At 37.7% G+C, this 19343-nt stretch carries 18 protein-coding genes and 1 tRNA gene; 10 read left to right on the top strand and 9 right to left on the bottom strand.

All coding sequences use genetic code 11. From position 1 onward, the window contains the following. Window positions 1–35: 35 nt before the first annotated feature. The 4 genes from QUD79_RS14625 to pepA form a co-directional block, all read right to left on the bottom strand. Window positions 36–245, bottom strand: a complete 210-nt coding sequence (locus QUD79_RS14625; protein WP_184424628.1) for a cold-shock protein — start codon at window positions 243–245, stop codon at window positions 36–38. Between the two features lie 328 nt (window positions 246–573). After that, the gene (locus QUD79_RS14620; protein ID WP_184424627.1) at window positions 574–3429 is read right to left on the bottom strand and encodes a valine--tRNA ligase; all 2856 of its coding nucleotides are present in this window, start codon (window positions 3427–3429) and stop codon (window positions 574–576) included. A gap of 12 nt (window positions 3430–3441) precedes the next feature. Continuing rightward, complete coding sequence (locus QUD79_RS14615) at window positions 3442–3930, bottom strand: DNA polymerase III subunit chi (RefSeq protein ID WP_184424626.1); 489 nt, start codon at window positions 3928–3930, stop codon at window positions 3442–3444. A 72-nt stretch (window positions 3931–4002) separates the two neighbouring features. After that, window positions 4003–5511 (bottom strand): leucyl aminopeptidase, encoded by a 1509-nt coding sequence (gene pepA / locus QUD79_RS14610; protein WP_184424625.1) that lies wholly within the window; start codon window positions 5509–5511, stop codon window positions 4003–4005. 240 nt (window positions 5512–5751) lie between these two features. Here pepA and lptF point away from each other — a divergent pair, with 240 nt between their 5' ends. Together lptF and lptG are read left to right on the top strand one after the other, a co-directional pair. Continuing rightward, window positions 5752–6897 carry an LPS export ABC transporter permease LptF gene (lptF, locus tag QUD79_RS14605; protein ID WP_184424624.1) on the top strand — a complete coding sequence of 382 codons (1146 nt, stop codon included), beginning with the start codon at window positions 5752–5754 and terminating at the stop codon, window positions 6895–6897. After that, on the top strand, window positions 6894–7961 hold the full coding sequence (lptG, locus tag QUD79_RS14600; RefSeq protein WP_184424623.1) for an LPS export ABC transporter permease LptG: 1068 nt from the start codon (window positions 6894–6896) through the stop codon (window positions 7959–7961). Before lptF ends, lptG begins: the two co-directional genes overlap by 4 nt. Before the next feature lie 372 nt (window positions 7962–8333). Here the strand turns inward: lptG and QUD79_RS14595 are convergent, their stop codons facing one another. The 3 genes from QUD79_RS14595 to QUD79_RS14585 form a co-directional block, all read right to left on the bottom strand. After that, window positions 8334–8834, bottom strand: a complete 501-nt coding sequence (locus tag QUD79_RS14595) for an RDD family protein (protein WP_184424622.1) — start codon at window positions 8832–8834, stop codon at window positions 8334–8336. A gap of 69 nt (window positions 8835–8903) precedes the next feature. After that, entirely contained in the window at window positions 8904–11954 is a 3051-nt protein-coding gene (locus QUD79_RS14590) for an efflux RND transporter permease subunit (RefSeq protein ID WP_184424621.1), read from the bottom strand. A 9-nt stretch (window positions 11955–11963) separates the two neighbouring features. Continuing rightward, entirely contained in the window at window positions 11964–13064 is a 1101-nt protein-coding gene (locus QUD79_RS14585) for an efflux RND transporter periplasmic adaptor subunit (RefSeq protein ID WP_184424620.1), read from the bottom strand. Window positions 13065–13199: 135 nt separating this feature from the next. Here QUD79_RS14585 and QUD79_RS14580 point away from each other — a divergent pair, with 135 nt between their 5' ends. Then, the gene (locus QUD79_RS14580; protein WP_184424619.1) at window positions 13200–13823 is read left to right on the top strand and encodes a TetR/AcrR family transcriptional regulator; all 624 of its coding nucleotides are present in this window, start codon (window positions 13200–13202) and stop codon (window positions 13821–13823) included. 228 nt (window positions 13824–14051) lie between these two features. Further along, window positions 14052–14138 (top strand) — tRNA-Leu (locus tag QUD79_RS14575). A gap of 157 nt (window positions 14139–14295) precedes the next feature. On the opposite strand, the gene QUD79_RS14570 is transcribed toward QUD79_RS14575, so the two are convergent. Both QUD79_RS14570 and QUD79_RS14565 read right to left on the bottom strand, forming a co-directional pair. Next, complete coding sequence (locus tag QUD79_RS14570) at window positions 14296–16305, bottom strand: tetratricopeptide repeat-containing diguanylate cyclase (RefSeq protein ID WP_184424618.1); 2010 nt, start codon at window positions 16303–16305, stop codon at window positions 14296–14298. 216 nt (window positions 16306–16521) lie between these two features. Beyond that, window positions 16522–16839 carry a hypothetical protein gene (locus QUD79_RS14565; RefSeq protein WP_184424617.1) on the bottom strand — a complete coding sequence of 106 codons (318 nt, stop codon included), beginning with the start codon at window positions 16837–16839 and terminating at the stop codon, window positions 16522–16524. A 301-nt stretch (window positions 16840–17140) separates the two neighbouring features. On the opposite strand from QUD79_RS14565, the gene QUD79_RS14560 reads away from it, so the two are divergent. The 6 genes from QUD79_RS14560 to QUD79_RS14540 all read left to right on the top strand — a co-directional run bounded on the left by QUD79_RS14560 (window position 17141) and on the right by QUD79_RS14540 (window position 19299). After that, a complete protein-coding gene (locus QUD79_RS14560; protein ID WP_184424616.1) occupies window positions 17141–17308 on the top strand; it encodes a hypothetical protein in 168 nt (55 codons plus the stop codon). Window positions 17309–17323: 15 nt separating this feature from the next. After that, complete coding sequence (locus QUD79_RS14555; RefSeq protein ID WP_184424615.1) at window positions 17324–17914, top strand: hypothetical protein; 591 nt, start codon at window positions 17324–17326, stop codon at window positions 17912–17914. 2 nt (window positions 17915–17916) lie between these two features. After that, entirely contained in the window at window positions 17917–18189 is a 273-nt protein-coding gene (locus QUD79_RS17475; RefSeq protein WP_350226569.1) for a PspC domain-containing protein, read from the top strand. 43 nt (window positions 18190–18232) lie between these two features. After that, complete coding sequence (locus tag QUD79_RS14550; RefSeq protein ID WP_246454972.1) at window positions 18233–18481, top strand: SRPBCC domain-containing protein; 249 nt, start codon at window positions 18233–18235, stop codon at window positions 18479–18481. Continuing rightward, window positions 18415–18645 carry an SRPBCC family protein gene (locus QUD79_RS14545; protein ID WP_246454978.1) on the top strand — a complete coding sequence of 77 codons (231 nt, stop codon included), beginning with the start codon at window positions 18415–18417 and terminating at the stop codon, window positions 18643–18645. Before QUD79_RS14550 ends, QUD79_RS14545 begins: the two co-directional genes overlap by 67 nt. 84 nt (window positions 18646–18729) lie before the next feature. Continuing rightward, complete coding sequence (locus QUD79_RS14540) at window positions 18730–19299, top strand: Tll0287-like domain-containing protein (RefSeq protein ID WP_184424613.1); 570 nt, start codon at window positions 18730–18732, stop codon at window positions 19297–19299. Window positions 19300–19343: the final 44 nt, after the last annotated feature.

Genomic DNA, 19343 nt, shown 5'->3' with positions numbered 1-19343 from the left:
CAAGTTATGTTTCGCTTTTTTTAAGAATTTTTGAATTACGCAGCAGTTACGTTTTCAGCTTCTGGGCCTTTTTGACCTTGCTTAACAGTAAAAGTAACAGCTTGGCCGTCAGTTAGCGTACGGAAACCGTCACCAGTGATTGCACTAAAATGAACAAAAACGTCAGGTCCATTTTCTTGCTCAATAAAACCAAAGCCTTTAGATTCGTTAAAAAATTTTACTTTACCGCTTACAGTATTAGACATGCCTACATTTCCCGTAGTTAATATATTTAAATTGTTGTGGCCATAGTGGCCAATTTCACGGAGTAAATGCTCTCTACCTAGTAGTACAGACAGAGAAAGGTATCCAATAACACAATACTAAAAGCGTCTAGGCCGGTTTAGCAAGTTAGTAACTAATCACTAACATTAAGCTTAACCTATCCTTCTCCCGAAACGCACAAACTCAACGCCGATATAGATTAGCATATAGTTTATAAATAATCATGGTAAATTTAGTTTAAATATATAAAAGCCAACGAGTTGTTGGCTTTTAAAGTGAACAATAGAGTTATTAGATTAAGCGCTCAGATTATAATGCCGCAATCTGTGCTTTTTGCTCAATCATTTTATCTAAAACTGATTGAGCATCGCTAAGTTTATCTTTTTCTTTAGTGATCACCGCTTCAGGAGCTTTACTAACAAAGCTTTCATTACTAAGCTTTCCTTGAATACGCTGAACTTCTTTTTCTAGCTTTTCAATAGCTTTGCTAAGCCTAGAAAGCTCTGCATCTTTATCAATTAACCCAGCCATTGGAATTAGTACAGACAACTCCCCTACAACAGCGGAAGCACAAGCAGGGCTCTCTTCATTAGGAGCCAGTACTACAATTGACTCTAATTTAGCTAAGGCACTAATAAATTGACTGTTTTCATCTAAGCGGCGTTGATCATTTTCATTAACATTTTTTAGTAAAACAGGGAGCGGTTTACTTGGAGATATATCCATTTCACCACGAATATTACGTATCGCAATAATAAACTGTTTCACCCATTCAAGATCTGCAATAGCTTGTTGGTCTACTAAGCCCTCGTTATAGAGAGGAAAGCTTTGCACCATGATGCTATCGCCAGTTTTTTGAAAGTTTGTTAACGGTACAACACGTTGCCAAATTGTTTCAGTGATAAAAGGCATTATTGGGTGCATTAAGCGTAATAACCCTTCTAATACAGTTACTAGCGTATGACGAGTGCCGCGTTGTTGCGCTTCGTTACCCTTGAATAATACAGGTTTAGTTAGCTCTAAATACCAGTCACAGAATTGATTCCAGGTGAACTCATATAATGCTTGTGATGCTATATCTAAACGGAAGCTATCAAAGGCTTCATGAACCGCTTTAACTGTGTGTTGAAACTGTCCCAAAATCCAGCGATCAGCTAAAGAAAGCTCCATATCGCTGTTAGTTTTACCGCAATCTTGATCTTCAGTATTCATTAGTACATAGCGGCTTGCGTTCCATAATTTATTACAAAAATTACGGTATCCATCTAAGCGTTTCATATCCCAACTGATGTCACGGCCTGTTGAAGCAACCGATGTCAAGGTAAAGCGCAATGCGTCGGTACCATGAGCCTCAATGCCCTCTGGGTATTCCTTTTTGGTTAATTTAGCGATTTTTGCAGCGAGTTTTGGCTGCATCATGTTACCAGTACGTTTTTCTAATAAATCGTCCAGTGAAATACCATCGATCATATCTAAAGGATCAACCACGTTACCCTTAGACTTACTCATCTTATCGCCATTTTCATCGCGTATTAGACCGGTAACATATACCTTTTTAAACGGCACTTGAGGTTGACCATTTTCATCTTTAATGAAATGCATAGTCATCATGATCATGCGGGCAACCCAGAAGAAAATAATATCAAAACCTGTAACTAACACGTCGGTAGAGTGGAACTTTTTCAAATCATCAACGCTGTTTGGCCAACCTAATGTTGAGAATGTCCATAATGCTGAAGAGAACCAAGTGTCGAGCACATCATCGTCTTGGCGAAGTGCAATATCGGCTGCAATATTATGTTTTTCGCGTACTTCTGCCTCTGTTCTACCTACATAAACTCCGCCATTATCGTCATACCATGCTGGAATTCTATGTCCCCACCATAATTGACGCGAGATACACCAATCTTGGATGTCACGCATCCACGCGTTATACATGTTTTCATATTGCTTAGGTACAAACTCAATATCACCACTTTTTACCGCATCAATTGCTGGGCCAGCTAAAGGTGCTGCTCTCACATACCATTGGTCAGTTAACAGTGGCTCAATTATAACACCTGAGCGGTCACCGTAGGGGGCAACTAGATCATGCTCTTTAACTTCAACAAGTAACCCTAAATCATCAAAGCTTTTAACAATTGCCTTGCGCGCGTCAAAGCGGTCTAATCCGGCAAATTCGCTTGGTAACTCTGCGCTGTAATCATCTGTAGGCTCACCATGTGTATTATACACTTCAGCGTTAGTTAATATGGCTGCATTTTTATCAAAAATATTAATCAGTGTTAAATTATGACGCTTACCGACTTCGTTATCGTTAAAGTCGTGCGCAGGTGTTATTTTTACACACCCTGTGCCTTTTTCCATATCGGCATGTTCATCACCAACAATAGGAATTAAACGATTTACTAATGGTAATAAAACATGCTTGCCAATTAAGTCTTTATAACGCTGATCGTTAGGGTTTACTGCAACCCCAGTGTCACCTAGCATAGTTTCAGGGCGCGTAGTCGCTACCACTAAGTAATCTTTACCTTCAGCAGTTGTTGCACCATCCGCTAATGGGTAGCGTAAGTGCCACATGTGGCCTTTTTTGTCTTTATTTTCTACTTCAAGATCTGAAATAGCGGTATGAAATTTAGGATCCCAATTAACAAGGCGTTTGCCGCGGTATATTAGGTCATCTTCAAACAAGCGAACAAATACTTCCTGTACCGCTTCAGACATACCATCGTCCATGGTAAAGCGCTCACGCGACCAATCAATAGAGTTGCCTAGTCGACGCATTTGCTGGCCGATAGTATCGCCTGACTCTTCTTTCCATTCCCATATTTTGTCAATGAAAGCGTCACGACCATAGTCATGGCGAGTTTTATCTTCTTCTGCGGCTATTTTACGCTCAACGACCATTTGTGTTGCAATGCCAGCATGATCTGTGCCTGCTTGCCACAAGGTGTTTTTACCCTGCATGCGTTGATAACGGATTAAGGTATCCATAATTGTTTGTTGAAACGCATGGCCCATATGCAAACTACCGGTGACATTCGGTGGTGGAATTGCTATACAATAGCCATCACCCTCGCCAGTAGGGCTGAAGTAACCTTGCTCTTCCCAACTTTGGTAAAGCGACTGTTCGATATCGGCGGGATTAAATGTTTTTTCCATCAGAATAACTACTTACTTGTTGATTGCATCGTCGGCTACTTGATCAGCATTGAGAGTTTGGTTAATTTTTTGATTATCAACCTTAAAACCTAATTGGCGGTAGCTTTTATAACGCTCTCTTGCCAATTGTTTTAATTGTTCATCGCTTGGAACAAAGTCAACGATTTGTGAAAATTGATGAGCAAAGTTTGGTACAGTGCTCGTTAAATTTATTAATATCGGGCGGCGGTTCATTGGACGTTGCCAACTGATTTCAACTGCCGCACCACTTTTGGGGCCTTCGCCCACTAAATTATGAGGCACAAAGCTGTCTGGCTCGAATGACCACAAAAGCTCATCAATTGCATGTGCTTGATTCTGGTCTTGAGTATAAATAAAAACACTCTGATTTTGTCGATAATAATAGGCGGCCTGAAAGCATGCCTGCAATTTTACTAACGCCAACGTATCGGCGCTAGTATCTTCTTGCTCTAAAATATAAAACATTACATTTGTATTCATCGGCAATAACTATTATTGAGTCTTTTTGTCATGGACTAGTTTTCAGGGTAATTCAGCGTATATTTATCAAGGTTACTCGCCTTGCTCAGCGCCTGAACGGTTGAGCAAAAACTGCGTTAACATGCTAACCGGACGTCCTGTTGAACCTTTATCTTTGCCGCCACTGCGCCATGCTGTACCAGCAACGTCTAAATGTGCCCAATGATATTTTTTGGTGAATTTAGACAAGAAACATGCAGCGGTAATTGTTCCTGCCGCACGTCCACCTAAATTAGTGAAGTCAGCAAACGGGCTTTCAAGCTGCTCGCTGTACTCTTCCCATAATGGTAAACGCCATGCGCGGTCACCACTTTGGTCTGAGGCATTTAATAGCTCATGAGCAAGCGGGTTATGTGTGCTGAGTAATCCAGAAGCATGTTTACCTAGGGCTACTACGCAAGCACCGGTTAATGTAGCAACATCAACAACAACTTCAGGCTCAAATCGTTCAACGTAAGTTAAGGCATCACATAGCACTAAGCGGCCTTCAGCATCAGTATTAAGTACCTCTACTGTTTGTCCAGACATAGTGGTTAAAATATCCCCTGGGCGATAAGCATTGCCACCAGGCATATTTTCACAACCAGCAAGTACACCAATGACATTAATGGGTAATTGTAATTCAGCCAATGCATGCATTGCGCCTAAAACCCCGGCAGCACCGCCCATGTCGTACTTCATTTCGTCCATGCCTTCAGACGATTTAATTGAGATACCACCAGTATCAAAAGTAAGCCCTTTACCCACTAGCACTATAGGCTTAGCTCCAGGTTCACCACCTTGATAATTGATAATACTCATTAATGATTCATTAGCTGAGCCTCTACCTACAGCTAGGTATGATCCCATACCTAAAGCTTCCATTTCTTTTTCATCAACTATTTCAGTTGTTACATTATCGTAGTCGTTTGCTAAAATTTTAGCCTGTTCAGCTAAATAAGCAGGATTACAAATGTTAGGTGGCATATTGGCTACATTTTTACATGTAGTAATGCCCTCAGAAACAGCTAAACCATGAGCGATGGCTCGCTCACCAAGCGGAAGTTCGCGTCGTGTTGGTACATTAAATACCATTTTACGAAGCGGGCGGCGAGGTTCTTCTTTGCGTGTTTTTAAACTATTAAAACTGTATAAACAATCTTGAGTTGCTTCAACAGCTTGGCGAACTTTCCAGTAAGTATCACGGCCTTTAACATGAAGCTCAGACAAGAAACATACCGCTTCCATTGAACCTGTTTCATTAAGGGTATTGATTGTTTTACTGATAATTTGGCGATACTGACGTTCGTCTAGTTCACGTTCTTTACCACAGCCAACAAGTAACACTCGTTCGCTTAAAATATTAGGGACATGATGAAGTAGTAGCATTTGCCCTGACTTACCTTCAAGGTCGCCACGGCGCAGTAAATTACTAATGTAACCTTCACTAATTTCATCAAGTTGCTCAGCTATTGCCGAAAGACGACGTGGTTCAAATACACCAACAACAATACAGGCGCTACGTTGCTTTTCCGGGCTGCCACTTTTTACACTGAACTCCATGGATTCTCCTAATTTTGCGTTTAATGGGTATTTTACTTTAGTATATAAGCCATAACATGTTTAAAACACATAATTTAAACTGAGTTTACTCTATATTTTTTTTCGCTAAAGGCTATAATTATAGCTGTACGCAGCAACTTTAGCTAAAGGCTTATTAATTATTTTACTTATGAAAACGACAAGTTTACTTAAAAAATGTTCAAATGTCAGAAAAAAACTAAGTTTTTGTAGGTATTTCCTGTGATTATTTTTCGCTACTTATTAAAAGAAGTTACTAAAACCCAGTTAGCTGTTTTTGTTGTTCTGATGACTATATTTATTAGTCAAAAGTTTGTACGTGTATTAGATGACGCTTCTGAAGGCGGTATTCCTGGCCATATGGTGATGATATTCATTGGCTTAAAAGTACCAGACTTAGCAGGAATGATGCTGCCTTTAAGTTTCTTTTTAGGTATTTTACTCGCTTATGGGCGCATTTATGCTGACAGCGAAATGACTGTGCTGCATGCCTGCGGTGTGAGTGAATGGTATACCGTAAGAGTGATGTTGATTCTAGGCGTAATTACAGCAATGTTAACGGGCTTATTTACCTTATATTTAGCTCCAATGGCCTCCGAGTATGAATACCAAGTAAAAGAGCAGATAGCCGCAGACTCGGGTTTAAGCTCACTTATCGCCGGGCGTTTTCAACAAACAGGTAACCAAAAGGCGGTAGTGTTTATTCACGAAAAAAACCGCACAGACAACAGCTTAGAGAAAGTTTTTGTTGCTCAACTCCCCGATAGTCACAATGCTAAAAGTATTAAAGAAAACATTATTAATTCAAGTATTGTGTACGCTCAAAAAGGCCAAATAATTGAAGAAGAAAGTGGTTCTCAACGGCTAGTATTAAGCGATGGTATTCGTTATCAAAGTGATGCTGAAAATAATGAATTTAGAAAAGTTGCCTTCGGTAAATACTATATACAGATACAAGATCAAAAGGTTGAGCAAAAGCGTCGTAAGCTTAGTGCTATACCTACTTATCAGCTTTTGAATAGTGAAAAAGCTGATTACCAGTCGGAAATACATTGGCGAATTGCATTTCCATTAGCGTGTCTTATTCTTGCCTTTGTTGCTGTCCCCTTAAGTGTGGTAAATCCTAGGCAAGGTAAGTTTGCAAAAATGTTACCAGCGCTGCTTTTATTTTTAAGCTATTTTTTATTACTTACCGCGATGCGTTCGGCTATTGAAAGAGAAAGTATTCCTGCGGCTCTTGGATTATGGCCAGTTCACTTTATTGCATTAGCATTAGGCGTTGCATTAATTCTACAGGAGCGTGTAAGTGGTAAACAGTTACGAGCAAAACTACCACGAATGAGAAATTTGAGGAAAAATACACCATGAAGATTTTAGATCTTTATATTGGCCGTATCGTTGCCTCAACTACATTTATCACCTTAGCGGTATTTGTGAGCTTAAGCGGTATTATTAAATTTGTAGAGCAAATGAAAGCAGTAGGGCGAGGAAACTACGATCTATCGCATGCAGCACTCTACGTGCTTTATGCCGTACCTAGAGATGTAGAAATCTTTTTCCCATGGTCAGCACTTATTGGCGGCTTAATTGGTATAGGAATGCTTGCAAGCAATAGTGAACTTGTGGTGATGCAAGCGGCAGGGCTTTCACGCTTAAATATAATAAAGTCAGTAATGAAAGTCGCAGCGATACTGGTTGTTCTTAGTATGTGTGTTGGAGAATGGCTAGCTCCTTCAGGTGAGGAAGCTGCGAGAGAGATTAAAGCCCAAGCACTGTCTGGAGGTAGCTTAATTTCAGCTAAAAATGGTATTTGGGCCAAAGATGGTGATTATTTTGTTCACATTGCCGAAGTGCAAGATAAAGGCTCTTTAAAAGGCGTACAAATATATCGCTTTGATCAGCAGCTTAAAATGACAAGTTGGCTTTCTGCAGAAAGTGCTCGCTACCTTACTGAATCTTGGCAGCTAGCTAACGTAACAGAAACATTTATAGCGCAAGATAAAATCACCACTAAACTGCTTGAATACAAAGAATGGAACTCTACATTAACACCGGACAAGTTAGGGGTGGTAACGGTAAAACCTGAGTCATTATCTATTCGTGGGTTAACTGATTATTTAGATTACCTTGAAGAAAATGATCAAGACCCTAGCCGCTATCAATTAGCATTTTGGCGTAAACTAGTTCAGCCCATTACGGTTGCTGTTATGTTGCTGTTAGCCTTATCATATATTTTTGGCCCATTACGTTCAGTCTCAATGGGCGCGCGCATCATGATGGGGGTTGGAACAGGCATATTGTTTTTCTTAACGAATGAGGTTTTTGGTTCATTAAGTTTAGTGTATCAGTTACCACCTGTATTGGGTGCCACTATGCCCAGCTTGTTATTTGTTAGTATTGCTATTTATTTGATCAAGCGAAAAGCTAAATGATAATTATTAGGCGCTTAAATTAATTCAAAGGAATAAGTATGAGTATCGTTATAGAAATATTTTCCTGGTTCAATATTTGGATTTATTTTCTATTTAACGGGGTGTTTACTATTGAAAACGCTTACATTTGGTAAGTTTGAAATAGAGTTTAAGAGCTTAACTGTTTATAAAGGTAATTAATCTAGAAAGGTTAATTTAATTTGCATACTAGTCATCGCCTTCTATGTGTTTCATATTGTATTGATAGCGACTATACATAGTTAGCGCATAAAATAATTAATGCATAGAAGTTTCACAGTAAATATAATTAAAAAAGCTATTTTGATTTAAAAACTGCTCTTGAGTAAAAAATAATCGGCACATAGTAAATAATTAAAGCCTACCGCGATTAGCTGCGAGAGAGAGTAATACCACTTCAGTATTCGTCATTTTGTCTTGTAAGCTTTGTTTGTTTGTTCTATCTATTATCAGCCATAAATTACCTAACCCTAATAGCGTTGGTACTAGGCGTTTTATCGCAGTTGTTTTAGAGATAAGCGTGCCATCAGTATTTTGTAAACGCAAACGCCAAGCTTTCATCCCTAATGTTTGCCCGCTTTTATTCCAAAAATATACAAAGAAATACGCTACCCAGAGTAAGTTCCAAAGGTAAATTAAGCCAGAATATAAAAGCGAAGATTGCTGAACTTCGATCAAATGTTCAGAGCCACTCATATCAACTAACCCCATCGCAGCGAAAATAGCAAAAATGGCAAAACCAAGTGCCCCTGCAACCATATAAACGGCAATAGCTAATAATAAGTCATATACCCCAGAAGCTAAGCGGCGAAGTAAACCTGCGCGAGGAAACTGGGTATAATCAAATATAGGCATAAGTAGTACTCAAAAAAGTTTGGCGTAGTTTAGCAAAGCTAATTAATAATACCAATTTGATTGCGCATATCATGCAGGTGCTTTTACCTTATAAAAGCTGCAATACAGTACAGGCACTACGGCTAAGGTTAAAATAGTGCCAATACCTAAACCAAAGGCAATAACATTTGCCATACCGTAAAATAATGGGTCTTTACCTAAAATTAGCGGTAGTAAGCCCATTACTGTGGTAATTGTGGTCATTGCAATGGGTCTTAAGCGGGTTAAGCAAGCATCTACTAATGCTTGGTATTCACTTTTACCACTGTCGAGCTCGATTTTAATCCTATCTATTAAGACAATGGCATTATTAATAATGATACCTGCCAAACTATAAAGACCTAAAGTTACCATAAAGCCAAAAGGTGCTTGCATGACTAGTAAGCCAATTACGGCACCAATAAATGATAATGGAATAGTCAGTGTGATCACAGCTGCTTTTCTAAACGAATTAAACTGTGCAACTAATAGAATAAGGATAAACCCTAGTACCATTGGCATACTTGCACTTAGTGCTTTTTGAGCTGCTTTCGCTTCTTTAATTGCGCCGTCATACTCAATCACGTGATTAATAGGTAAATCGGCAGCTAGCGCCTGAATTTGGTCATCAATAACTCCCTGTAAATCTTCTGCAGCCATATCGTTATTACGTGCTTCAATGCTGATAGTTCTAAACATATCTTCATGATGTATAACTGAAAACTGATTAACAGGTACAAAAGTAGCTACTTGAAATAAGGGGACAGCTTTGCCGGTAGTTTTAGAATAAACATTGAGAGTACGCAAGCGGTCTAGGTTATGGCGTTCGCCTTCTTCAGCCCTAATAATAATAGGAATTATTTCATCTTCTTCTCTAAACTGTGTTACTTGTGTGCCTGAAAAGTAGGTTTGTAATGAATCAGCTATTTCGTTTGACGATAAGCCGGCACGTTTTGCTCGGTGCTGGTCAATTTTTACATCTATTTTAACAATTAAATTTTCCCAGTCATTACGTATGTCAATTGTATTAGGCACTTGGTGCAACAGTTCCATTATTTGTTGGGCTTTTTGATAAATAATATTTTTATCAGGACCTTTTACCTGAATTTTAATGGTTTTTGCATCAGAAGGGCCCAAGAACATTTTCTTTACTCGTGCAGAAACATTAGGAAATTGAGCTTCTATTTGTGTGTCGAGCTCGAGCACTCTTTTGGTAATGTCAGTTCCATCGAGTACGTTTAATACCACAAACCCTTTGTTATGAGCAGGGTCTTCTGGGTTTAAAGACAACACAAAACGAGGGCCATTAAAACCAACGTAGCCTGAATAGTTATCGATAAAAGGAAACTTTTCTTTATTGTCTAGCCATTTAAAAATGTCTTGCATCTGTCGATTTGTCTCGCGTGATGAAGTACCATTAGGTAAGTCGATATAAATTAATATTTGAGTACGATCTGACTCGGGGAAAAACTGTTTAGCCACAAAATTCATAGAGCCTATAGCGCCAAAAAACAAAACAATCATTAAACTCATGAACAAAAGTTTATGTCTGAGAATGCCATGTAAAAATTTTTCATATCCGCGATATAGCTTATCAATAAAAGCTTCTTTTTCATTGTTGTTATTTGCAGGCTTAATAAAGTAATAACAAAGAATTGGGGTAACACATAAGGCTAAAATCCAACTGGTCATTAACGTTATTAAAATAACTAACGAGATAGAGCGGGTATATTCACCAGCAACATGCTCAGCAAGCATTAACGGCAAAAAGAATAAAATAGTAGTAACAGAAGAGCTAAGTAACGGCATTGCAAGCTCGCTGCAACCTTGTATCATCGCATCATAACGACTAATGCCATCTTCAATTCTACGTTTGAAATCTTCGGCAATTACAATGCCATTATCAACTAGTAGCCCTAGCGATATAATGAGCGTTGCTAAGCTCATACGTTCTAATTTCATGTCAAAAAATAGCATGAGCGATAACGTGGTTAACATTACAAAAGGCACAATAGCGCCAACAATTAACCCAGTTCTCAAGCCTAAAAATAAAACAACTACCACCAGAACTATAGCGAGTGTTTGTAAAACATTAATTGATACACCTTCAACGGTTTTTTCAACTTGATCTGCTTGATAGGTTGCAATATCGAGTTGGTAACCCATGGGCAGGGTGGTGACTACTTTCTCAAATTCGGTCTTAACACGAGGAGCGTACTCGAGTATGTTGTACTGAGGCAACATAGAAATAGCGAAGAAAATAGCGGGCTTACCATTAAAGTAGGCGAGCTTATCAGGTGGATCAATATAGCCTCGTTTAACACTAACTATATCTTTTAAGGCGATAAAGTCTTGTGAATTTGGTATGTTTATATAGGTGTCTTCAATATCTGCTAGGTTATTAAAGTTTCCTGAAGGCTCAATAATAAAGCTTTTAGCGCCAGTATCTACTTCACCACCAGAGCGTATAATGTTTTGATTTTGCAACTCATTCAATAAAGTAAGCGGTGAAATACCTAGTTGCGATAAACGGGTATTAGAAGCTTCAAGATAAATACGTTCTTCAAGCTGTCCTAGTATTTCAATTTTTTTGGTGCCCTCAACTGAATAGAGCGTGTCTCGAATATGCTGGGCAATATCATACATTGCACTCATATCAAAACCATCAGCGGTTAAGGCTAAAGTGACTACGGATACATCACCAAATTGGTCGTTAACAAAGGGTTGGCTTGTACCTGCTGGCATTCTTCCATGTGCAGCGCTGGCTTTATTTCTTACATCTTGCCAAATATCATCAAGGTTAAAGTAGCGATCATAAATTTTTACATGAATAGTTGATGCACCAGTGGTTGATATTGAGCGTATTTCTTTTACTTCTGGTATCTTTCGTATTTCTTCCTCAAGCTTTTTAGTGATCAGTTGCTCGACACGCTCAGGTGCCATTCCCGGAAAATATGTGCCGACAATGGCTTCTCTAATGGTAATTGTCGGATCTTCTTGCGCAGGTAAAGTAAAATAGGCAAATACGCCGTTAATTAACAACAAGCCCATAATTAAAAATACCGTTTTACGATATTGAAAGGCGATCTGAGTTAAATTCATGGATTGCCCCTAGTTAAATCGCTGTATTTTTTTATCTAATAAGGTAACTTGTTGTCCATCTCGTAAAAAAGCAACACCAGCGGTTGCAATAATTTCACCTGCAGAGAGCCCTGAAGAGATAAAAGCCATGTTATTTAATACGTTTTCAGTTTGCACTTCACGTTGCTGTACTGTTTGCGATTGAGGATTATAAACAAATGCATAGGTTTTTTGATTGACCCCTGCGCGCAACGCAGAAAATGGGACGCTAACAGTAATGCCTTCATAACCTGTTTGACCAACACCGTCGAAGCTAAAATCGACTTCAGCCGTCATCCCTGCACGAAGTAACGGGTTATTTTCGTTTAAAACCACGGTTACAGGGAAGGCATTAGCTGTTTGTGCACGAGTGCCTATCTCAGTAATTTTCCCGAACATTTCAGTACCTACCAACACTGGAAAGCGGACAGGGAGAACATCATGTTTTGTTAATTCCCTGATTAATGTTTCAGGAACCATCACATTGACTTCTAAACCGTGATTCCCCTCAATTTCAAAAGCGGCTTGCCTAGCGCCTATTTGTTGAGAGGGTTCAATTAAACGCTTCGTAATAACACCATCGTAAGGCGCTAGTAGCGTGCTGTCTTGGAGGTGCTTATTGGATATATTAAGCTGTGCTTGTGCAACCTTTACGGCACTCTTACTTGATTGAAAAGTAGCTTGTGCATTTTCAAATGCAGATTGCGACACCAAGCCTTGTTTAATCAATTGACGATAGCGTTCATAGGTATTCTCTGCTTCATCTAATGCTGAATTTGCCTTATCTAATTCCGCCTGTGCAGACTGTAAATTCAAATCAAAATTACGCGTGTTTAATTGTGCTAATACTTGATCTTTTTTTACCCTATCACCAAGCCTAACCGCAACTAAGTCAATTTTACCAGGCACCTCAAAACTCAACTGAGCCGACTCAACTGGCGATACTATGCCTGATAAAGTTCGTAGTTGCTGAATGTTAGATTCGGAAATCTTGAGCCAAGCAATAGGGCGAATAGCTTTTTCAGCGGTAACTTTTTGCTCACTGCAACCTGCTAAAAGTGTAGTAAAAAGCAGAATGTATAGAATACGCATAAAAAATCCTAATTAAAAATATGACTTAAGTTAAGGTGATAACTTCGATTATGTAAATTGGTACTGGATAGTACCTGCTATTTTGGTACTATGTAGTACCTAAGTCAATCAATATAAAAATGTTTATAGGTAATAATGTTTAACAGTGAAATATCAACTAAAAATGAATTGAGTACTCGTGGCGAGTTAATTTTAGCCGCGGCACAAAAATTATTTTTAAAACAAGGATATGATCAGACCTCGCTTGAAATGATAATAAATGAAGCAGGAGGCTCACGCCGCTCTATTTATAATGAATTCGGTAATAAACAGGGATTGTTACTCGCAGTAATGCGCAAGCAAGTTGATATTCAGATAGATATAATTGCCTCAATAAATTACGACTTATCTCCAGATCATGCACTTAAAGAAATGGCGACAAGATTTTTGAAAAGATTGCTATCAGACACCTTAATTTCATTATATCGGCTTGTTATACAAGTTGTGCCTAAAGTCCCTGAAGCGGGTTTTTTAATTTATGATAGGGGCCCGCTGAGTGGAGTAACCCCTTTAACTGATTACTTACGCTACTTAAATACAAAAGGCTACTTAGCTATAGAAGACTGCAGCTATGCGGCTTTTATGCTTATCGCGATGATTAAAGACAATTTACATTTTAAGGCGGTGTTAGTGCCTAGTATTACCATTACAGATAATGAGATTATTGAGCACATAGATCGCTCAGTAAACTTGTTTATTAAAGCATATCAGCCTAATTAACCCCTATATAAAAGTTGACATAAAACTGCATAAATAACAGACAAACAGTAGTTTAACTAAGAAAAACTATTGCACAAGCAATGATATCTCGTATAATGCCTGCCACTTAGTTTTCTTTATTTATTGCAAATCAAATAATATAAAGAAGCGATGAGTTCAATACTGTTTTTTATAAAAAATTTTACTGATTAGAATATTTTATAAAACTAAAGTATTTTCAAAGTTTTTGCCGGTGTGGTGAAATTGGTATACACAGGGGATTCAAAATCCCCCGCCTTTAAAAGCGTGGCGGTTCGAGTCCGCCCACCGGTACCATAATATGAAAGCCCTGTCCGTTAATGGATGGGGCTTTTTTGTTATATAGTGTTGAATCAACTACGTTTCTATTAGGCTGCTTTTCTAGCATATAAAGTTAAAGCATCCAATTTATCAAACGGCTGACTGTGGGGAGTTTGTTATATTTAAAACGACCTTAGTCATTTTTGTTTGTTATCTCAATAATGTTAATTTTATTAGTGGCGACTAGGTCAGTTAATGGTGTATGTCTTAGTTCATTATTTGTGACATCATTTGATTCGATTACACCTGTAGCCCTATTGCGGCCACTATGTTTACTTAAATATAGTGCTTCGTCAGCTAGTTTTATACAAGCTTCCCAGTCAAGCTTTTCACCGGTTATGTCATTGAACGGGCTATAGATAAAACCAATTGACATAGTTACATTAAGCGTTTGTTGTTCAAATTGAAACTTGCTCTGTGAAATATGCTTAAGTAGCCTGTTAACTACTTTGCTAATGTGTTGTTTGTTAAGGTCTCTAAAGTACATTAAAAACTCCTCACCTCCCCAACGCACTACAATTTCATTATCTCGAATATTCATTGTTAAAATGCGGGCAATTTCTTTAAGTACATAATCGCCAGCCGAATGACCATAAGTGTCATTAACTGATTTAAAATGATCGATATCCATTATCAAAATAGCGTCGGAGTGTTTAGTGCTCGGTATGTTTTCTTCAGCAAAGTTATAGCGTGTTATAAATGATTCAAACCCCCTTCGATTGCTTAAGCCTGTTAATGGATCTTTTTGAGAGTCTAATTTGAGTTGGCTGTTTTTAACGCTAAGTTTTCGGTTTTTTTCTTTGATTTTCATGGCAAATATCAAAATAAGTATTAATGCCATTATTGCGATGCTAGCTAAGCTTAGCATAAGGAGTTGCTCTAGCTCTTGTGAAACTAGGCGTTCATTTTTAAGCTGAAGGTCACGCTTTAGTAACTCGTTAATTCTGTCTTTTTCATTAAGATCGAGCTTGTTTTGCATGCTAGCGAGTGCTTTTTCGCGTTCTTTGTTAAATAGTTCATTTTCTAGTAAGTTTTGCTCTCTTAGCAGGTTATATGCTTTTTTATAATTACCAATGTCGGCATACATATCAACCAAGCTATTTAGCATCATAGATTCCATTTGACGAAATTCAATTTCTTTAACTATAGCAATAGCTTCTTCAACTTTTATTATGCCTTCATTCTTTAACCCTTGCAGAAACAATGACATACCTAAGTTTCCAATAGACATTGCTTCTTCTCTTTTTGCATTAAGTTGACGAGCCTTTGCTATCGCTAATAGGGCACTTTCTTGGGCTTCTTTATATTGTTCTGAAACAATAAGATAGTCAGTTAAGTTGGTAAGCGCCGTTAGCTCAACAATGGGGTAATCAATTTTTACACCTAAGTTATACGCTGATAGTGTGTTTTTATACCAACCGTCGATATCTCCTGTATTTCTGTAGTAAACTCCTCGGTTGATATATAAATGAGCAAGCATTTCATTGTTGCCATTTTCTTGTGCAAGCTTTATTGCTTTTTCAATATAATTAAGGCCCTTTTCATTTTTTCCTATATCTAAGTTTATAAGGCCTAGCATATTATAGAGTTCCATTACGTTATAGCTTTGATCCGCTTTAAGCATCAAAGGAATAAGTTCACTCGCTTTTAAGTAATGTGACAATGCTAATTGATATTCGGCCATTCGATAATGAAGGAAAGCAATGGTAGAAAAGTATTGAAAGCTCAGTTGAGTGTTGTCGGCACTAGAGATAGAAAGGTTTAATGATGTTAAAATATCTAATGCTTTATAACTATTGCCTTTATCCATTGCGATTTTTGCTTCAAGAATTGTTGCATGGGCTTTTAGTGTTAAATCTGTAATTTTAGTTAACAGCCGTGTCAGTTGCTTATAAATTATTTCGCCTTGCGCTAGCTCTCCTCTTGCTAAATACATGTTACTGCCAATAATTAGTAGCTCAGCTTTATTTGCTAGGCTTAATTGTTGAAATTCACTGTCGTATATTTTTTTCCACTCTTCGATTGCAGAGTCTAGCTGTTGTGGTGAGGTTTTTTCTAGTTTTGCTAATTTATTTTCAATGCTTTGTTGGTTATTATCTACTATCGACTGAGCAGAAATAATGGGTGTTATAAAAAGAAACACTATTAAAACAACAATATGCGTTAAATTAAATGATTTGATTGGAAGCTCCTAGCTATTCCATGTTGATAATGTTTACAGATATTTTGAGTGTAGCATTGGATTGAAAAATTACACTACTATTCGTTATCAAAATTATTATGATATAAATAATGCGTTGTGACTTAAATTGAAGTGTACCTTGCTTAAGTCTAGAACTTTTTGTGGTAATTTTTACGGCTATTGACCTTTTTGTTTTTTCATTTTGACTACTTTTCTGGCTATGGCGAGTAATTCAGGTGAAATATCGTCAGCACCATTTTTAATTAGTTTACTAACATCGCCTGATGAGAAAAATGAACCACGCTCAGATTTTACCCCTAGTGATCTAACAAAATCTTTAGTTTTACCCGTACTGCCAGTATCAATATATTTAAAAATAATTTTTTCGTTAAAGCTTTGAGGCTCTTGCTTTAACGTATTGACTTCTGCAGAAAGCGATTGAATTTCTGCTTCAAGTAATTCGATTAATTCATTAAGGTCTGCGTATTGTTTCATCACGTTTTAACTCTTTTAGGGCAATTGTTAACTATCGGTAGGGCAAATGAGTTTATACAGTTAAATAGTTGATATGCCCAAATTTTGTATTATCTATTGTAGCGTTAATTATCATAAGTAAATAGGCGTGATGAGCTCATTTTGTATAATTCACGCATGCCGCTTCTATTCTTAAATTGCCATGCGATATTGATCGTAATGAGTAATACCAATCTCACTAACTATGTGATCATTTCTACTGGCTAAAACAGTCAACTACTGCGTTATTTATTTTATAATTATCGCTACATGGATGAAGCTTATGTGGACAATGCAGGAGCATTATTGTCCTGAACAACTAGTTATGAAAATAAATGCCTTGTATTTGACTGTTTTCACTGCGTATAAAATAGATCACTTAATTAATGAAACTGGTATAAAAGTTTATTCAATACACTTTTTTATTGGTACAGTTAACAGTATTAGGTGAGTATGAAGGCTTCTTATGAGTGATATTGAGTTACAGTCAGCGGTTAAATTAATGCGGCAAGCACGTGAAAATGCACGTGGTTATGCTGATTTTTTTACTTGGAGCCCTGATCGAGATCAAGAAGAGCTGGGAGTGGTTAGGGCGCTTGCTGAAACATTAGCATTATCAGGTGAAGCCTATTTTGATCATATTCGTATTAGAGGCCGAGGGGAAGACCCACCCGATTGTGAAGCGGTTAATCAACTTGGCCAGCGTGTTGCGATTGAAGTAACAGAGCTTGTTGATGGCGAAGCTATTAAAGCGGTTAAAAATAGTGGTAACCCTTATAAATGGGCCGATTGGTCAATAACTAAATTCGAAGAGTCGGTAAATCATTTAATTGCACGTAAAGACAGCCGTTTCCCATACTTAAAAGATGGCCCCTACCAAGGCGGATATACTGTATTATTATTTACTGATGAACCAATGCTGAGCAAAAAAACGGTTGAGCTTTACTTAGCGTCTATTGTCATTGTTGAGCCTAAAAATATCGACAAAGTTTTTTTATTATTATCGTACGACCCCACATTAAAAAGTTACCCATACTTTACACTTACCAATAAATAAAAGTGGGGCTATACAAGATTGTTATACAAGGAGTAAAAGTGGAATTAAATAACAAACCCAAGGTGTTAACAAGGTCTAAGCACGGTTTAGTGTCGGGTACACTGCGTGGCTTAGCGCAATATTACAATTTGAATTTGAACGGGTTACAGTTTGTGTTTTTAATTATGGCCTTTTTTGGCGTGGGCATAATACTGTATTTTGTTTTATGGATTAGCATTCCCAGTTACTCCAAAAGAGATTTTTTATTAACTGAGCTGGCAAATAAAGAGCGCTAAATACTACCGTTAAATCACTTGTTAAATATAAAGTTGACCCCTAATGAATATTGAAATAGTGAGTGAGATAAATGCATCAATAGAAAATGTCTGGACAGCTTGGAACAACCCAAGTGATATTGTGCAATGGAATTTTGCTTCTAACGATTGGACTTGTTCTAGCGCAAGTAATGAGCTTGTTATTGGTGGTAAGTTTAACTACAGAATGCAAGCAAATACAGCTCTATGGGGTTTGACTTTGAAGGTGTTTATACCTCTGTTTTGCACCATGCAGAAATTGAATATGAATTAGCTGATGGTCAAAAGGTAAATATCAATTTTATTGAAATAGGTAACGGGGTGAAAATAATTAAACGCTTTGATGCCGACAATAAACATACAGCTGAGCAACAAATACAAGGCTGGCAAAGTATTTTAACTAACTTTAAGCACTATGTTGAAAGTAAGTTATCGTGATTAACTATCGTAATGAGCTATCGTGAACTTATTTTTATAAATTTATTATTGAAGCGTTAAACATAACGTTGTTAAGAGGTATATATGAAACAGAACCACTTATTATATTCAGCATTTATTACATTATTGTTGCCGTTTGGCGGCGCTCATGCCACTAACTTACCTAGTGAGACAGAATTAAAAGCTGAAGCTATTACTATAGTTAAACAGTTTGGTGGAACACTAAAGCCAAAACTGCAGCAAGGTATTAAACAAGGTGGCTTTGAACATGCTATTAAAGTGTGTGCGATTGAAGCGCCTAAAATAGCTAAAGAGCTAAGTAATCAAACAGGGTGGACAGTTAAACGAGTAAGTTTAAAACCAAGAAATAGCAGTGCAGCCCCTGATGAATTTGAACGAAAAGTGCTTGAAAGCTTTAATACTCAACTAGCGGCGGGTGCTTCAATATCAACTCTTCATTATGCTGAAACGGTGGGTGATGAGTATCGGTTTATGAAGCCACAACCCGTTGAAGCTGTTTGCTTAGGGTGCCATGGCAAGGCAATATCGGAAGGTGTAAAAACGTTGATCACCGAACATTATCCAGAAGACACTGCGACTGGTTATTCGCTCGGTGAGATACGAGGAGCATTTAGTTTAGTTAAAAAGCTATAAGTTTAGGTTAGTTTCATTTAAAGGACGGTTATAGTCCTTTTAAA

The organism is Thalassotalea piscium (genome assembly GCF_030295935.1).
Taxonomy (GTDB): domain Bacteria; phylum Pseudomonadota; class Gammaproteobacteria; order Enterobacterales; family Alteromonadaceae; genus Thalassotalea_B; species Thalassotalea_B piscium.
Note: the sequence above shows the minus strand (reverse complement) of the source record. Positions and strands in the feature narration are given on the sequence as shown.

Excerpts from the sequence above, each read along its gene's own strand:
- QUD79_RS14625 (WP_184424628.1), bottom strand. The coding sequence starts at position 245 with ATGTCTAATACTGTAAGCGGTAAAGTAAAATTTTTTAACGAATCTAAA.
- QUD79_RS14620 (WP_184424627.1), bottom strand. The coding sequence starts at position 3,429 with ATGGAAAAAACATTTAATCCCGCCGATATCGAACAGTCGCTTTACCAA.
- QUD79_RS14615 (WP_184424626.1), bottom strand. The coding sequence starts at position 3,930 with ATGAATACAAATGTAATGTTTTATATTTTAGAGCAAGAAGATACTAGC.
- pepA (WP_184424625.1), bottom strand. The coding sequence starts at position 5,511 with ATGGAGTTCAGTGTAAAAAGTGGCAGCCCGGAAAAGCAACGTAGCGCC.
- lptG (WP_184424623.1), top strand. The coding sequence starts at position 6,894 with ATGAAGATTTTAGATCTTTATATTGGCCGTATCGTTGCCTCAACTACA.
- QUD79_RS14595 (WP_184424622.1), bottom strand. The coding sequence starts at position 8,834 with ATGCCTATATTTGATTATACCCAGTTTCCTCGCGCAGGTTTACTTCGC.
- QUD79_RS14590 (WP_184424621.1), bottom strand. The coding sequence starts at position 11,954 with ATGAATTTAACTCAGATCGCCTTTCAATATCGTAAAACGGTATTTTTA.
- QUD79_RS14585 (WP_184424620.1), bottom strand. The coding sequence starts at position 13,064 with ATGCGTATTCTATACATTCTGCTTTTTACTACACTTTTAGCAGGTTGC.
- QUD79_RS14580 (WP_184424619.1), top strand. The coding sequence starts at position 13,200 with ATGTTTAACAGTGAAATATCAACTAAAAATGAATTGAGTACTCGTGGC.
- QUD79_RS14565 (WP_184424617.1), bottom strand. The coding sequence starts at position 16,839 with ATGAAACAATACGCAGACCTTAATGAATTAATCGAATTACTTGAAGCA.
- QUD79_RS14560 (WP_184424616.1), top strand. The coding sequence starts at position 17,141 with ATGTGGACAATGCAGGAGCATTATTGTCCTGAACAACTAGTTATGAAA.
- QUD79_RS14555 (WP_184424615.1), top strand. The coding sequence starts at position 17,324 with ATGAGTGATATTGAGTTACAGTCAGCGGTTAAATTAATGCGGCAAGCA.
- QUD79_RS14550 (WP_246454972.1), top strand. The coding sequence starts at position 18,233 with ATGAATATTGAAATAGTGAGTGAGATAAATGCATCAATAGAAAATGTC.
- QUD79_RS14545 (WP_246454978.1), top strand. The coding sequence starts at position 18,415 with ATGGGGTTTGACTTTGAAGGTGTTTATACCTCTGTTTTGCACCATGCA.
- QUD79_RS14540 (WP_184424613.1), top strand. The coding sequence starts at position 18,730 with ATGAAACAGAACCACTTATTATATTCAGCATTTATTACATTATTGTTG.